At 62.1% G+C, this 15,889-nt stretch carries 14 protein-coding genes; 7 read left to right on the top strand and 7 right to left on the bottom strand.

What is annotated here, in order from left to right:
- The first annotated feature begins 25 nt into the window (after positions 1-25).
- Positions 26-598 carry an NAD(P)H-dependent flavin oxidoreductase gene (locus AC0L2K_RS27715; protein ID WP_245277712.1) on the top strand — a complete coding sequence of 191 codons (573 nt, stop codon included), beginning with the start codon at positions 26-28 and terminating at the stop codon, positions 596-598.
- Positions 599-976: 378 nt separating this feature from the next.
- On the opposite strand, the gene AC0L2K_RS27710 is transcribed toward AC0L2K_RS27715, so the two are convergent.
- The 5 genes from AC0L2K_RS27710 to AC0L2K_RS27690 form a co-directional block, all read right to left on the bottom strand.
- Entirely contained in the window at positions 977-1,501 is a 525-nt protein-coding gene (locus AC0L2K_RS27710) for a hypothetical protein (protein WP_027152426.1), read from the bottom strand.
- A 397-nt stretch (positions 1,502-1,898) separates the two neighbouring features.
- Complete coding sequence (locus AC0L2K_RS27705; RefSeq protein ID WP_473532891.1) at positions 1,899-3,320, bottom strand: TRAP transporter large permease; 1,422 nt, start codon at positions 3,318-3,320, stop codon at positions 1,899-1,901.
- Positions 3,317-3,964, bottom strand: coding sequence for a TRAP transporter small permease subunit (locus AC0L2K_RS27700; RefSeq protein ID WP_023800366.1), 648 nt, complete (start codon positions 3,962-3,964; stop codon positions 3,317-3,319). Before AC0L2K_RS27700 ends, AC0L2K_RS27705 begins: the two co-directional genes overlap by 4 nt.
- A 70-nt stretch (positions 3,965-4,034) precedes the next feature.
- Positions 4,035-5,165 (bottom strand): TRAP transporter substrate-binding protein, encoded by a 1,131-nt coding sequence (locus AC0L2K_RS27695; protein ID WP_023800367.1) that lies wholly within the window; start codon positions 5,163-5,165, stop codon positions 4,035-4,037.
- 246 nt (positions 5,166-5,411) lie between these two features.
- Positions 5,412-6,320: a hydrogen peroxide-inducible genes activator gene (locus tag AC0L2K_RS27690; RefSeq protein ID WP_023800368.1), complete on the bottom strand. Its 909-nt coding sequence runs from the start codon at positions 6,318-6,320 to the stop codon at positions 5,412-5,414.
- Positions 6,321-6,500: 180 nt separating this feature from the next.
- Between AC0L2K_RS27690 and katG the strand changes: the two genes are divergently transcribed.
- Positions 6,501-8,696, top strand: a complete 2,196-nt coding sequence (gene katG, locus AC0L2K_RS27685) for a catalase/peroxidase HPI (protein ID WP_473532890.1) — start codon at positions 6,501-6,503, stop codon at positions 8,694-8,696.
- 106 nt (positions 8,697-8,802) lie between these two features.
- Here katG and AC0L2K_RS27680 read toward each other — a convergent pair whose 3' ends face one another.
- The gene (locus tag AC0L2K_RS27680; protein WP_023800370.1) at positions 8,803-9,480 is read right to left on the bottom strand and encodes an aquaporin; all 678 of its coding nucleotides are present in this window, start codon (positions 9,478-9,480) and stop codon (positions 8,803-8,805) included.
- A gap of 288 nt (positions 9,481-9,768) precedes the next feature.
- Between AC0L2K_RS27680 and AC0L2K_RS27675 the strand changes: the two genes are divergently transcribed.
- The 5 genes from AC0L2K_RS27675 (at position 9,769) to AC0L2K_RS27655 (ending at position 15,485) form a co-directional block, all read left to right on the top strand.
- Positions 9,769-11,058 (top strand): RsmB/NOP family class I SAM-dependent RNA methyltransferase, encoded by a 1,290-nt coding sequence (locus AC0L2K_RS27675; RefSeq protein ID WP_473532889.1) that lies wholly within the window; start codon positions 9,769-9,771, stop codon positions 11,056-11,058.
- 97 nt (positions 11,059-11,155) lie between these two features.
- Entirely contained in the window at positions 11,156-11,614 is a 459-nt protein-coding gene (locus tag AC0L2K_RS27670; RefSeq protein ID WP_023800372.1) for a PaaI family thioesterase, read from the top strand.
- A 4-nt stretch (positions 11,615-11,618) separates the two neighbouring features.
- Positions 11,619-12,281: a 5'-methylthioadenosine/S-adenosylhomocysteine nucleosidase gene (locus AC0L2K_RS27665; protein WP_023800373.1), complete on the top strand. Its 663-nt coding sequence runs from the start codon at positions 11,619-11,621 to the stop codon at positions 12,279-12,281.
- A gap of 56 nt (positions 12,282-12,337) precedes the next feature.
- The gene (gene guaA, locus AC0L2K_RS27660) at positions 12,338-13,915 is read left to right on the top strand and encodes a glutamine-hydrolyzing GMP synthase (protein ID WP_287219789.1); all 1,578 of its coding nucleotides are present in this window, start codon (positions 12,338-12,340) and stop codon (positions 13,913-13,915) included.
- 316 nt (positions 13,916-14,231) lie between these two features.
- Positions 14,232-15,485 carry a tyrosine-type recombinase/integrase gene (locus AC0L2K_RS27655; RefSeq protein WP_473532888.1) on the top strand — a complete coding sequence of 418 codons (1,254 nt, stop codon included), beginning with the start codon at positions 14,232-14,234 and terminating at the stop codon, positions 15,483-15,485.
- On the opposite strand, the gene AC0L2K_RS27650 is transcribed toward AC0L2K_RS27655, so the two are convergent.
- Positions 15,466-15,816 carry a helix-turn-helix transcriptional regulator gene (locus tag AC0L2K_RS27650; protein WP_473532887.1) on the bottom strand — a complete coding sequence of 117 codons (351 nt, stop codon included), beginning with the start codon at positions 15,814-15,816 and terminating at the stop codon, positions 15,466-15,468. The two genes, AC0L2K_RS27655 and AC0L2K_RS27650, sit on opposite strands and share 20 nt — an antisense overlap.
- Positions 15,817-15,889 lie beyond the last annotated feature (73 nt).

Below are 15,889 nucleotides of genomic sequence, written 5' to 3'. Positions count from 1 at the left end.
GCAGATGCAATTGTGGCGCAGGGCAATGAAGCCGGCGGCCCACAGCGGTCCCCGCTCGACCTTCACACTCGTTCCCGAGATTGCCGATCTTCTCGCGAAACAGGCGCCTCAGACGCTTCTCGTGGCGGCGGGTGGCGTTGGCGACGGTCGAGCGCTTGCCGCGGCATTGATGCTCGGCGCCGACGGCGTCCTGGTCGGCACGCGGTTCATGGCGACTGCAGAGTCCGCTGCGCCGCGCGGATTCCAGGAGGCTATCATCGCCGCCGATGGCGATGCGACGATCAAGACCACAACTGTCGACATCGCCCGCAACTATCGTTGGCCGACAGACGAATTCGTCGCGCGCGTGCTGAGGACTCGATTTGTCGCCGCCTGGCATGGCCGCGAAGGTCAGCTGACTGAAGCGCCGACGCTGGCCATCCAGAGCAGCGACTATTGGGACGCCTTTTACGCTGGCGATGCCGAGAACACCGGCGTTTTGATGGGGGAAGTGGCCGGAGTGATCCGAAGCGTGGAGTCGGCTGGACGCGTGATCGACGACATGATCGGACAAGCCGAGCGTCTGCTCACGGACGGCCCGCGACGTATCGTCGATTGACTGCTCAGTTTCTCTTCTACTCTACCTGATTAATTGCACACCACCTCAGCCATTGCGCGGATGATCTTGCCACTTCGACGTATTCGTCGTGCCGCATCTTCTTGCGCCGCCAGACGAGGCAGATGGCGCTGCGGCATCGGTTCCTGGAGTGGGCACGATCTCCAGATCGCGCAATGGCGCTGGCTGGTCCTGCCGCTATTTCCGGGATGAGCGTGACGCCCGAGCCCATGCGCCACCATCTGCAGCAGCGTCGGGTCGCGGGCGATCAAAGCGACCTTCGCACACTCGTGCGAAGCGCACGCCCGATGCCAAGAAGCGCCGGTGATCACCGCTGTCTTTCCGCTTCAATCCGACTGTGCCAGGTCGGTGCTGGCAAGGCTAAACCGCCGGTCCTTCGAGCCCGCTTCTCTCGTGCGACTTCCACAGGTACCAGCCGAGGACGGTACCGAAGAAGAATGTGTGGGCAATGAACTGCACGACCGGGCTTGCTTGCAGGAACCAGGGGAATGCGATCGGCGCGATCACATAGAAATTGACGAGCCACAAGGCGAGTCCAAAGATGCTGCCGAGACCGATGAAGGCTGCTCGCCCTCGCAGCATTGCGGCAATCTCCCCGAACACGATCCCATAGGCGATGGCCAGGATCAAATGCACGACCACGCCGGCGATGCTGGCCGTCAAGAGCGGGTAGCCGGGATCGAGGGCTTCCGGTCCAAGCGCGATGGCGCCGATCATGCGCAGGGGCATGAAGAACGCTTCCGCCCCCATCATGAACGCACTCGCCGCCATTTCGAACGCCGCAAAGACGATGCCTGCGACAATACCCGCGACGGCCCCCTGCTGGAGTCCCCATCGGATGTCACGTGGCGTCACCGGCGTATGGATATAATCACGGTAAGCCATAACACTGCTCCCTGTTCTGGACGCAGATTCCTCCGCAAAATCAATGCCGGGAACGCGTCTGCGGTTCCGGGCGTCCGGTACAATTCACGAGGATTTGATTGAATTGATGTTTCTCAGGCCGAGCGGACGGTTCGGCTCATTGCCCGCATCGAAGCTGCAGCCTTGCAGCTTTCCCGCGACCGCCCAAAGCCCGGCTGTTACCTCGCGCGAGACCTCAACTGGCTCCATAGATCGTAGCCCGCAAGTAGGACGCCAATGCCGACCGCAACGCCTAGATCGGGATGCGGGACGAACCGGATTACGACGCCAAAAAACGCCAGAAAGACAACAAACGCCAAGACGGCCAGGAAGCGGCTCAAATTCATCTATTGTCCTCCACTCGCCGCGGCATCGCGCCTCAGCCCCCGTAGATCAGGTTGGGCAGCCCGTACACGATCTGCGGGAAGACGTAGATGATGACCATGCACAGGATAACGATCAGCATATAGGGCATCATTCCGCGGAAAATATCCGAAAGCTGAACATGCGGCGGCGAAATGCCCTTGAGGTAGTAGGCCGACATCGCCATGGGCGGCGACAAAAAGGCCGTCTGAAGGTTGACTGCGACGAGCACGCCGAAAAACAGCGGATCGATCTCGAAATGCGCCAATAGCGGCAGGAAGATCGGAACGAAGATCACGATAATCTCCGTCCATTCCAGCGGCCAGCCCAGGATGAAGATGATGATCTGGGCGACGATCAAAAACATCAGCGGCGACATGTCGAGGCCGGTGACGAAATCGCTGATCAGTTGCTGGCCTCCCAGATAGGCAAAGACCGAGGCGAAGGTCGCGGAGCCGACGAACAGCCAGCACACCATCGCGGTCGTTCGCGCCGTCAAATAGACGGACTCCTTCAGGCGTTGCCACGTCAGCGCCCGGTAGGCGGCGGCCAGCACGACGCCGCCGAGCGCGCCGATGGCGGCAGCCTCCGAAGGCGTGGCAAGGCCGAACAGGATAGCGCCGAGCACCGCAAGGATCAGGACCGCCAGAGGGACGAAGGAGGTCAGCAGCATCCAGCTGATTTGCAGGACCGAATAGTGGCCTACCTCGTCTCGGGTCGGCTTCGGCGCCAGCTGCGGCTGCAGCACCGCCTTCGCCACCACATAGATCAGATAAAGGCCGGCAAGCAGCAGTCCCGGAAGCAGGGCTGCCGCATACATGCGGACCACCGACACACCCGCCGTCGCGCCATAGACGATGAGCAGAATCGACGGCGGAATGAGGATGCCGAGGGTTCCGCCGGCGCAGATCACTCCCGAGGCATAGCTGATGTCGTAACGCGCCTTCAGCATGGCGGGAAACGCCAGCAGACCCATCAGTGTCACGACCGCGCCGACAATGCCTGTGGCCGTTGCGAAAAGGGTGCAGGTGATGAGGGCGGCGACCGCCATGGAGCCGGGAACGCGCCGGGTGGCGATATAGAGGGTGCCGAAAAGACGCTCGATGATATTGGACCGCTCGACGATGTAGCCCATGAACAGGAAAAGCGGGATGGCGGTCAGCACGTCGTTCGAGATCACAGAATAGGTCTGATTCACGAACAGATCGAAAATGCGGTTGTTGAAGAAGCCGCCGATCCAATGCTCCGTAAGCGTCCAGCCGTCGGCGCCATCCTCAACCGCCCGTTCGTAGGCGCGCCACATCCGTCCCGGATTTAAATAAGCGTAGTAGCCAAAGGCGACCCCGAGCGCCATCAAAGTGAACGCAACCGGGAAGCCAAGGAAGATCGCCAGAAGCAGAATGAGCAGCATCGCGACGGCGACCTGAGGATCGCTCATCTGTCTTCTCCGTCGCGGTCGGGTTGATTGTCGGGATGGAGGAACGGGAGGTCGACTGCCTCCGAACCGTGATGCAGAACATCGAGCGTCTTGGCTTCCATCAGCACCTTCTCGGTCTCTTCCACGTCTTCAGCCGCGCGCGGCCATGTTCCGGTTCGCAGACAGACGACGCAGCGGAACACCTGAGCAATCCCCTGCACGAAGAGCAGGATGCCTGCCGCCACGATGACGGCCTTGAACTGAAAGATCGGAATCCCGGCCGGGCTGTTCGAGCTTACTTCGAGATAGCGAAAGCTGCGTGCGGCATACTTCCAGCCGGCCAGAATCAGCGCCGTGACGCCTGGGAAGAAGAAAATGAAGTAGAGGACAAGTTCGACCGCCGCTTGCACGCGCGGCCGCCACAGCCGGTAGATGAAATCGCCGCGCACATGCCCGTCTCGCGACAAGGTGTAAGCGCCGGCCATCATGAACATGGTGCCGTAGAGCATGTAGCTGAGGTCGAATGCCCACGCAGTCGGCGCGCTGAACAGGTATCGCACGACGACCTCATAGCTCACGCCGAGCGTCATAACGACGACGCTCCAGGCGAACACCTTTCCAAACCATGCCGAAAGTTCATCGGCGAACGCAATGTAACGGAGCATTTACTGGGTTCCGTCAGATACAATCCGGCGGTCCGCAAAACCGCCGGATTTGCCGAAGCGGAGACGCGAATTAGAGCTTCAGCTTGCCGGGGAAGTAATGTTCGTATGCCAGTGTCAGGTCGGCTGAATTCATAAGCTCGTAGTAGACGACGCGTTCGACCCATTGGCGCTGGCTATCGAGCACCCGCTTCATGAACGCATCCGCCTCCAGCGTCGGGATGATCTTGTCCCAGGCCTGGAGTTGTGCGTCGAGAATCTCCTTGGAGGTGCGGTGCACGGTGACACCGTGCTCGGTCTGCAGTTTCTGCAGGTCGGCCGAATAGTTGTCGAGGGCGACTGCCGTGGTCGCGGTGCTGGCCGCCTCCACGCCATATTCGAGAATGGCCTTCAAATCGTCGTCGAGGTCGTCGAATACGTCCTTGTTGAACAGGAATTCGAATGACTCGCTAGCCTGATGATAGGACGACAAGATATAGTTCTTGGCGACGTCCTGCGAACCGAAGCGAAGGTCGGATGACGGATTGTTGAATTCGAAGGCGTCGATAACCCCGCGCTCCATGGCCGGCACGATTTCACCGCCGGGCAACTGCGCCACGCTGAGGCCGAGGTTCTGCATGAGATCTGCGGCAAGACCCACCGTCCGATACTTGAATCCCTGCAGTTCGGCGGGGGTCGTGACAGGATTCTTGAACCAGCCGAACGGCTGCGCCGGCATCGGGAAGCCATAGAAGCCGACCACGTTGAGGCCCATGATGTCCTGCGTCAGCTCGCGGTAGAGATCCTTGCCGCCGCCCTGGTGGAACCAGGCAAGCATGGTGGTGGCGCTGCCGCCGAACACAGGGCCAGTTCCGAAAAGCGACGCGGCCTTGTGCTTGCCGTACCAATAGACGGGGACGGTGTGCGCAGCGTCGATGACGCCGTCATTGACGCCATCCAGCACCTGGAACGCGCCGACGACCGCACCCGCGGGCAGGAGCTCGAACTTCAGCCGGCCGCCCGACATCTTTTCGACGCGCTCTATGTATAGCCGCGCGAAATCCATCCAGATGTCGGAAGCAGGCCAGGAGGTCTGCATCTTGATGGTCACCGGCGCCTGCGCCAGTACGGCCGGGGCCGAGAGCGTCGTCGCTGCAGCCGCACCGGCGGTGATGGCGGTGGACTTTTCCAGGAACCCGCGACGCGAGATTTTATTGTCGGACATTTACTCCTCCCATTGTTGTAAACGCTTCTGCCACAACCAGAATATGCGAACTCGCCCCTTGCGCAACCAGTTTCGCTGCCGGTGACATCGGGGCATCGGGCGCTCGGTCGGGCACAAGCGCCAATATGTTTCCGCATTCGACGATTTTTTAGTCGGCGCTTATCCTTGTTCTGGCCTCCATAACGAATGTAGCACTGCTGCGCGGCATGCCAAGGCGGTCGGACCCTCTGGCCGACATTCCCACCCTCACGCCGCCAACACCGCCTCGTCCAGGCCGCGGATGATCTTGGCCAGTTCGACGCATTCGTCATGCCGGACCTTGTTGCGTCGCCAGGCGAGGCAGATCGTGCGCTGCGGCATCGGCTCCTGGAACGGCACGATCTTCAAATCGCGCATGGCGCTGGCCGGCCCTGCCGCCATTTCCGGGATAAGGGTGACGCCGAGCCCGTGCGCCACCATCTGCAGCAGCGTCGTCAGGCTCGTCGCGCCATAGCTCGCCATTGCCACCGGCCGCACGCTGCCGCAGACGGCAAGCGCCTGTTCACGCAGGCAGTGGCCTTCCTCCAGCAGCATCAGCCTTTCCAATGCCGGGCTTTCCGGCGGCACCGGCGGCGAGGCGAAGGCTGGATCGCCGGCCGGCACGGCAAGGAAGAACCGGTCGGAGAAAAGCGGCTCGGTGATCAGTCCGGGCTGATCGAGGGGAAGGGCCGCAATGAAGGCGTCGAGCTTTCCCAGGGCGGTGTCCTCGACCAGCGAGGCGGTCACCGCTTCACGCAATTCGAGCTGCAAGGCCGGGAAATGCCGTTTTAGTTCCGGCAGCACATGCGGCAGCAGATAGGGCGCCACCGTCGGGATGATGCCGAGCCGGAAGCGCCCTTCCATGGCGGGGCGGCCACGCCGGGCCGTGGTCTCGATTTCGCGGATGTCGGCAAGAATGCGCTCGATACGTGGCAGCATGGCCAGTGCCTCGTCGGTCATCCGAACCGATTTGCCGCCGCGCTCGAACAGCCGGCAATTCAGCCGCAGCTCCATCTCCGCGATCTGCGACGACAGCGCCGGCTGGCTGACGCCGGCCAGTTTCGCGGCGCGGCCGAAATGCAGCGTCTGTGCCAGTGCTTCGAAATATTGCATCTGCCGGACGGTGAGACCAATCATAAGGAAAACCTATCGCAACAAACTGGAAAGGCAATTTGTTTTTATCGGCAATGCGGCCTAGTCTGGAACCGTTCCAGAGTGGCGTGGCTCAGGGCCCGTCCGGAAAATCATCAAATCCCCGGAAGATCGACAATCCCGGAAAACGACAAATCCCGGAAAATTCAGAAATTGGAGAGAACGATGGACGCAAAGACCGATGACACCAGCGCCGGAAAATGCCCGGTCGTGCACACAACTATCGCCAGGGCCAACCGTGACTGGTGGCCGAACCAGCTGAATGTGCAGGTACTTCACCAGCAGTCCGCACTGTCCGATCCGATGGGCGAGGCATTCGATTACGCCAAGGAGTTCAAAAGTCTCGACCTGAACGCCGTGATCAAGGACTTGCATGCCTTGATGACGGACTCGCAGGAGTGGTGGCCGGCCGACTTTGGCCATTACGGGCCGCTGTTCATCCGCATGGCCTGGCACAGCGCCGGCACCTACCGCATCGGCGACGGCCGTGGCGGCGCCGGAGCCGGCCAGCAGCGCTTCGCGCCGCTCAACAGCTGGCCGGACAACGTCAATCTCGACAAGGCTCGCCGGCTGCTGTGGCCGATCAAGCAGAAATACGGCCGCAAGATCTCCTGGGCCGACCTGATGATTCTCACCGGCAACGTCGCCCTGGAATCGATGGGCTTCAAGACCTTCGGTTTTGCCGGCGGGCGCGCCGATGTCTGGGAGCCCGAACAGGACATCTACTGGGGCCCTGAAGGCAAGTGGCTGGCCGACGAGCGCTACAGCGGCGAACGCGATCTCCAGAACCCTCTTGCCGCCGTGCAGATGGGTCTGATCTACGTCAACCCGGAAGGGCCGAACGGCAATCCGGACCCGTTGGCCGCGGCGCGCGATATCCGCGAGACCTTTGCGCGCATGGCCATGAACGATGAGGAGACCGTCGCGCTCATCGCCGGCGGCCACACCTTCGGCAAGACCCACGGCGCCGGCGATGCGACGCTGGTTGGCCCCGAGCCGGAAGCAGCCGGCATCGAAGAGCAGGGCCTCGGCTGGGCGAGCACGTTTGGCACCGGCAAAGGCGGTGACGCGATCGGCAGCGGCCTGGAAGTGACGTGGACGACGACGCCGACGAAATGGGGCAACAACTTCTTCGACAATTTGTTCGGCTTCGAATGGGAGTTGATCAAGAGCCCGGCCGGCGCGCACCAGTGGACGCCGAAGGGCGGCGCCGGCGCCGGCACTGTGCCCGATGCCCACAACCCGGCAAAGCGTCACGCGCCTTCGATGCTGACCACCGACCTCGCTCTGCGGTTCGATCCTGCCTACGAAAAGATCTCGCGGCGCTTCCATCAGAATCCGGACCAGTTCGCCGATGCCTTCGCCCGCGCATGGTACAAGCTGACCCACCGCGACATGGGCCCGCTCGTGCGCTATCTCGGCCCGCTCGTGCCCAAGGAAGAGCTGCCGTGGCAGGATCCTATGCCTGCCGTCGATCATGTGCTGGTCGATGAGCTGGACGTGGCCGCCCTGAAGTCAAAAATCCTCGCCTCCGGCCTTTCGGTGCCGCAGCTGGTCTCGACGGCCTGGGCGTCCGCCTTGACCTTCCGTGGTTCCGACAAGCGCGGTGGCGCCAACGGCGCGCGCATTCGCCTGGCGCCGCAGAAGGACTGGGACGTCAACCAGCCGGCTCAGCTGGCGAAGGTGCTGGAGAAGCTCGAAGCGATCCGCAAGGAGTTCAATGCTTCGCAGTCCGGCGACAAGAAAGTCTCGCTTGCCGACCTGATCGTCATTGGCGGCGGCGCCGCAATCGAAAAGGCCGCGAAGGACGCCGGCAACGAGGTGAAGGTTCCGTTCACGCCGGGTCGCATGGATGCCTCCCAGGAGCAGACCGACGTCGACTCCTTCGCCCCGCTCGAACCGACCGCCGACGGTTTCCGCAACTATCTCAGCGGCCCGCAGCGTTTGTCGCCCGAGGAGGCGCTGGTCGACCGGGCGCAATTGCTGACGCTGACGGCGCCGGAGATGGCAGTCCTCGTCGGCGGCCTGCGCGTGCTCGGCGCAAATGCCGAGCAGTCAACGCACGGCGTCTTCACCAAGCGGCCTGAGACGCTGACCAACGACTTCTTCGTCAACCTGCTCGACATGGGAACGGTGTGGAAGTCGACATCGGAGGCCAAGGAATTGTTCGAAGGACGCGATCGGACGACAGGCGAGCTCAAGTGGAGCGGCACCCGCGTTGACCTCATCTTCGGTTCGCATGCCCAGCTGCGCGCGTTGGCGGAAGTCTATGCGACCGCGGACGCGGAGGAGAAATTTGCCAACGACTTCGTGGCGGCGTGGAACAAGGTGATGAACGCCGATCGCTTCGAACTTGCCTGATCGGCCAAGGCCCGGAGCGGGTAGCGTCCCGCCTGGATAAGTTTTTCGAACCTCAAACAAAAAGGCGCGGGCCGGGTCCCGCGCCTTTTTGTCAGACCAAAGCCTGTCAGTCCTTCTCGAAGATACGGGTCTTGGCGACCACGCCGGCGATGGCGCCGCCGATCAGCGGTGCGACGATGAACAGCCAGAGCTGGCCGATCGCCGCACCTCCCGAAAACAGCGCCGGGCCGATCGAGCGGGCCGGATTGAGCGATGTGCCGGTCACCGGAATGATGGCGAAGTGCAGTCCTGCCAGCGTCAGGCCGATGACGAGGCCGGCAAAGGCCGTCGCGTGGCTGCCGCTGGTGACGCCGAGGATGACCGTGACAAAGGTGAAGGTTCCGATCAGTTCCCACAGGAACGCCGAGCTGAGACCCCACTTCGTCGCATCCCAGCCATTGGCGCCGAAGCCGCCGGTATGGCCGCCGACCTGCCCGGAGACGATGATCCACAGCGCCAGCGACGCAATGATGGCGCCGATGACCTGCGCGATCCAGTAGGGGATGACGTTCTTGGCCTCCATTCGGCCGGCGAGGAACACGCCGAGCGTCACCGCCGGGTTGAGATGTGCACCCGAGATCGGGCCGATCGCATAAGCCGCCGCGATCAGGCCGATGCCGAATGCCAGACCGATGCCTTCCTGGCCGAGCGGCAGCGCGCCGCCGAAGCCGCCCGTCACCACCGAAGCCGTGCCGATGAACACCAGTAGAAATGTGCCTAGAACTTCCGCCAGGTAAGTCTTCATTGCCCTCTCCACGTAATTTCCCGCCGATCCGCTTGCAGTTCTTGGCGAATCACGCAGCGGAAGACTATCGCAACTTCAAAAGTTTAAAAGCATAGCAATGCGAGGGTCGCTGATATCAAGAGAGCTGCCTTTGATCTGGCGTTCTCACGGGGAGAGGGTCAGGGTGAGGGGCAGCGCAAACCTGAAGCGAGCGCCCTCTGCCTCCAGGACTCTCCCCGCTTGTGTGCGCCGGTCGCGCGCTTTAGAGCAAGACCCCGGAATTGATTTGCTGAGTAACGGAATAACAAGATGCGACTGGGCGGACGGCTGGCAGCAGCCATCGAAGTGCTGGAGGATATCGGCCGGCGGCACCGGCCGGTCGCCGATGCGCTGAAGGATTGGGGCCTGTCGCACCGCTTCGCCGGCGGCGGCGATCGCGCCGCGATCGGCAACATCGTCTACGACGCGCTGCGGCGAAAGCGCTCGGCCGGCTGGCTGTTGGGCGAAGATACGCCGCGCGCCATCGGTTTTGGCGCGCTGCTGCTCGAATGGAACCAGACGGCGCAGTCGTTGAACGAAGCGCTCGACGGTGACAAGTTTGCGCCGCCGCTGTTGAACGACGATGAACTGAAGGCCATCGCTGACCGCCGGCTCGACGATGCGCCGCCGGCGGTGCGCGCCGATATTCCGGATTGGTGCGAACCGCTTTTCGAGCAGGCCTTCGGCGCCTGCTGGGTCGATGAAGGTGCGGCGCTGGCGACCCGCCCGCCGCTCGACCTCAGGGTCAACACGCTGAAGGCCGATCGCAACAAGGTGCTCGCCGAACTGGCCGAGACCAGCGCCAAGGCTGCACGAATTGCGCCGCACGGCATCCGCATCCCGCCGATCGCGGGCGACGGCAGGCACCCGAACGTGCAGGCCGAACCGGCCTTCCAGAAAGGCTGGTTCGAGGTTCAGGACGAAGGCTCGCAGATCGCCGCCACGCTGGCTGGCGCCGAGGCCGGGATGCAGGTTCTCGACTTTTGCGCCGGAGCCGGCGGCAAGACGCTGGCCCTGTCGGCGGCGATGGACAATCGCGGCCAGGTGTTTGCCCATGATTCCGATAAAGCGCGGCTGGCGCCGATCTTCGACCGCATCCGCCGCTCGGAAAACCGCAACGTCCAAATCGTCACCAAGCCGACGGAACTCACCCCCCTCGCGGGCCACATCGACATCGTCGTGGTCGACGCGCCCTGCACCGGCAGCGGCACCTGGCGGCGCCGGCCCGATGCCAAATGGCGGCTGACGCAGAAGCAGCTCGATGCGCGCAAGGGCGAGCAATCGGCGATCCTCGATGTCGCCAAAACCTTCGTCAAACCGGGCGGGCTGCTAGTCTACATCACCTGCTCGGTGTTCGATGAGGAGAATGGCGAGCAGGTAGCTGCCTTCAGGGATCGTAACAGCGGCTTTGTCCCGGTCGATCACCGCCAGCTTTGGGACAGCCGCTTTCCGGGCCACGAGGCGGCCCCCCGTATCGGCGCAGCAGGCGGCATTTCGCTGTCGCCGGCGCTGAGCGGTACCGATGGGTTTTATGTCTGTGCGCTGCGCAGGGGTGGCTGAACCTTGCCGGCGGGCCTGATTGCTGCAGTGCAGCAATAGCGATTGCCTGCCGCTCATGCCTCTGCAATAAGCTTTTCTGACAGGAGCGTGACAAGCCATGGCAGCAGAGATCGTACCCGCCCCCAATTATGAGGATCGCGTCAGGACGTCCTTCGCGCGCCAGAACGCCATGATGACGATCGGCGCCGAGCTGACGTTGGTTACGCCGGGCATCATCGAGATCGAGATGCCCTATTCGGCGGCGCTGACTCAGCAGCATGGCTTCCTCCATGCCGGCGTCATTTCGACGGCGCTGGACTCGGCCTGCGGCTATGCCGCGTTCTCGCTGATGCCGGAAAGCTCCAGTGTGCTGACCATCGAGTTCAAGGTCAATCTGCTGGCGCCGGGCCGGGGCGAGCGTTTTCTGTTCCGCGGCTCGGTGACGAAGCCCGGCCGCACCATCATCGTTGCCGACGGCCAGGCCTATGCCTTCGCCGTCGACGGCGAGGCCAAGCTGATCGCCACCATGACTGGAACGATGATGACGGTGGTCGGTCGCGATGGCATCGAAGGCTGATCCGATGCGCAAGGCCGTCAGAATTGCCGGCAGGGACGTCCTCTTCGTGATGGCGGCGCAGGCCGAATACGGGCCGCATCTGCAGCGGCTGTTCACGCCTGTCATGACAGGGGTGGGGCCGGTCGAAGCGGGTGTCAGGCTGGGCGCGGAACTGTCATGGCTCAAATCTGAAAAGGCGCTGCCGGATCTCGTCGTCTCGCTCGGTTCGGCCGGCAGCCGGACACTGGAACAAACGGAAATCTACCAGGCCGTTTCGGTCGCCTACCGCGACATCGACGCCTCGCCATTGGGCTTCGAGAAGGGCGCGACGCCGTTTCTCGACCTGCCCGTGACGGTGCCGCTGCCGTTTAGGATTCCAGGCATAGGCGAGGCGACGCTGTCGACCGGCGCGGCGATCATTTCCGGCAGCGCCTATGATGCGATTGCCGAGGACATGGTCGATATGGAGACCTTCGCCTGCCTGCGAGCCTGCCAACTGTTCGGCGTGCCGCTCGTCGGCCTGCGCGGCATTTCCGACGGGGCTGCCGATCTCAGGCATGTCGGGGACTGGAAGGAGTATCTCCATGTCATCGACGAGAAGCTGGCGGATGCGGTGACGCGGCTGGAACAGGCGATCGGCTCCGATGCGCTGCAGTTTGGACCATCGCATGACGCGGAAACGGAGTGAGGGAGACGCCTTCGCAACCCATTGCGCCGACTCGTTTCTTTCTCTAAACGCTCGCCATGAAGATAGCCAATCGTCCCGACACCGTCCTGCCCGACACCGTCCTGATTGTCGATTTCGGCAGCCAGTTCACGCAGCTCATCGCCAGGCGCATCCGCGAGGCCGGCGTCTTTTCCGAGATCGTGCCGTTCCAGTCGGCCGAAGCGGCGTTCAGGCGCATCAATCCGAAGGCGGTGATCCTCTCCGGCGGCCCGGCCTCGACCGGGGACATCGGCAGCCCGCGCGCGCCGCAGATTGTCTTCGACGCGGGCGTGCCGGTGCTCGGCATCTGCTATGGCCAGATGGCCATGTGCGTGCAGATGGGCGGCGTCGCCGAAAGCTCCGACCATCGCGAATTCGGCCGTGCCTTCGTCGAGATCCAGAAGGACAGCCCGCTGTTCGAGGGCCTGTGGGCGCCCGGTCAGCGCCATCAGGTGTGGATGAGCCATGGCGACCGCGTCATCTCGCTGCCCAAGGGATTCGAGGTGTTCGGCAAATCGGAAGGCTCGCCCTTCGCCATCTTCGGCAATGTCGAGCGCAAGATGTACGGCATCATGTTCCACCCCGAAGTGGTGCACACGCCGGACGGCGCCCGGCTGCTGCAAAACTTCGTCCACAAGATCGCCGGCATCGAAGGCGACTGGACGATGCGCGCCTACCGCGAGCACGCGGTCGAGACGATCCGCAAGCAGGTCGGCAAGGGCAAGGTCATCTGCGCGCTTTCGGGCGGCGTCGATTCCTCGGTCGCAGCACTGCTGATCCACGAGGCGGTCGGCGACCAGCTCACCTGCATCCTTGTCGACCACGGGCTGATGCGCAAGGACGAGGCATCAGGCGTGGTGGAGATGTTTCGCCAGCACTACAATCTGCCGCTCATCCTGGTCGACGCCTCGGACCGCTTTATCGGCGCGCTCGAGGGCGAGTCGGATCCGGAAAAGAAGCGCAAGACCATTGGCCGGCTGTTCATCGAGGTGTTCGAGGAAGAGGCCGAGAAACTCGGCGGCGCCGATTTCCTGGCGCAGGGCACGCTCTATCCCGACGTCATCGAAAGCGTCTCCTTCACCGGCGGCCCGTCGGTGACGATCAAGTCGCACCACAATGTCGGCGGCCTGCCCGAGCGCATGAACATGCAACTGGTCGAGCCGCTGCGCGAATTGTTCAAGGACGAGGTTAGGGTGCTCGGCAAGGAGCTCGGCCTGCCCGACAGCTTCGTCGGCCGGCACCCGTTTCCCGGACCCGGTCTTGCCATCCGCTGCCCGGGCGGCATCACCCGCGAAAAGCTGGAGATCCTGCGCGAGGCCGATGCCATCTATCTCGACGAGATCCGCAAGGCCGGCCTCTATGACGCCATCTGGCAGGCCTTCGCCGTGCTGCTGCCGGTGCAGACCGTCGGCGTGATGGGTGATGGCCGCACCTATGAATTCGTCTGCGCGCTGCGCGCCGTCACCTCGGTCGACGGCATGACGGCGGATTTCTACCACTACGACATGGCGTTCCTCGGCGCCGCCGCCACCCGCATCATCAACGAGGTGCGCGGCATCAACCGCGTCGTCTACGACGTGACGAGCAAGCCGCCGGGCACAATCGAGTGGGAATAAAGCTCGGTCGTTCGCCAGCATTTGGTGGCTATCGGCTGCATACAGTTAACTCATTGAATTAGAATCGTTTTACTCTCTTTGCCTATCGCTGACTATCGCCCACAAGCGGAATCATTTGGCGGTAAGCCTGACGGCATCCCTTCTCTCATCATCCTCCCTTGAAGCTAGTACCGTCACGACCTCGCTTCCTAGTACTTTAGTTAATCTTCAGGTAAGCCATTGAATTTTCGACGATATGGTCGGGCCTTGACGGTAAAATCGATGACGGTAAAATCCGGCGCTGGATATGTGGAAACGCACTTAGTTTGTCCTCGCCATGCTCACTGACATTGCACTTAAGAAGCTGAAACCAAAAGACAAAATTTACAAGGTCGCTGATCGTGACGGTATGTACGCCACGGTGTCCCCCGCAGGACAGATCTCGTTCCGATACGACTACCGAATGAATGGTCGGCGAGAGACAGTCACGCTGGGCCGCTATGGTGATGGTGGCATCTCGCTAGCAGAGGCGCGCGACCGCTGCATTGCCGCTCGGAAAATGGTGGCAGCCGGACAATCGCCGGCGCATGAAAAGCAGCGTGAAAAGCGGCGCCTGTCTGCAATGGCCACCTTCGGCGATGCCGGCCGGGGCTGGTTTAAGGAGGCCAAGATGGCGGATAGCACGCGCTCAATGCGCAAAGCCATCTTCGATCGAGACATCTTGTCCATATGGGACAAAAGGCTCCTCACAGAAATAACAGCTGACGACTTGCGGGCGCTCTGCGCAAAGGTGCGCGACCGCGGCGCGCCGGCAACAGCCATCCATGTCCGGGAGATTGTTAAGCAGATCTATGGTCATGCCATTCTGCACGGCGGGAAGATTCCCAATCCAGCGGACGAGGTAGGGCCGGCCTCGATTGCCACGTTCGAGGCAAAAGACCGAGCATTGTCCCCCGCAGAAATCCGAATCATGCTGAACGAGTTGGAAAATGTGCCAACGTTGCCGACGATACGGCTCGGCCTAAAGCTGATCCTGCTCACGATGGTTCGAAAAGGTGAGCTGCTGGACGCGACGTGGGACGAGGTCGATTTTGAGAACGCTGTTTGGAGCATTCCCAAAGAGCGAATGAAACGGAAAAAGCCGCATAACGTCTACCTGTCCCGCCAATCCCTCGATATCCTGATTGCGCTCAAGACTTGCGCAGCGAACTCGCGATACGTGCTGCCATCTCGCTATGACGCCGACGAACCCATGTCGCGCGCCACCTTCAATCGGGTCACCATGGCCATTGTCGACCGCGCAAAAAAACAAGTATTGCCGCTTGCGCCCTTTACAGTGCACGACCTACGGCGGACCGGCTCGACACTCCTAAACGAGATCGGATTCAATCGCGACTGGATCGAAAAATGCCTTGCCCACGAAGACAGCCGTACCTCGCGCGGTGTTTATAACAAGGCTGAATATGAGCCGCAGCGTCGTCATATACTGCAGGAATGGGCGGACATGGTTGAGGCATGGGCGGCGGGCAAGAAGCACACGCCCGTACTCCAGCCGGCTGCCGGGGCGGCGATCATCCTCGATCCGATTTGACAGGTCTCGTCTTTCGCGACCGCACGTCTGGACCTGGGGCAATTTCGATCGTGCCGGCAGTCGACGCGTTTCGCCTTGCCTGAACCCAGGCCTCGACCTCTGCTAGATCCCAAACAACACAGCGAGGGGTTAGATTGAAGCGTCGTGGGAACTCGCCACGTTGCTCCATCTCGTAAATGGTCGTGTCCGATAAAGGGACAATTTCTCGCAGCTGTGACCGGCGAACAGTTCGCACGACCCGACGCGACCCAATGCGTGGCAGAACCGCCAATGGGCTAGGCTGCTCAATTTTGAATTTATCCACCTCTGGAGACTGCTGCGGTTTGACCATTTCGTACCCGGGAGGGTTGCCTTGCTGGCCAAACTTCGCGCAACTTTCCGGGATCGCGTACAGCCATCACTTG

The sequence above is a fragment of the Mesorhizobium sp. WSM4817 genome (assembly GCF_055811135.1).
The sequence above is the reverse complement of the archived record's forward strand: the minus strand, read 5'-3'. Positions and strand labels throughout refer to the sequence as shown.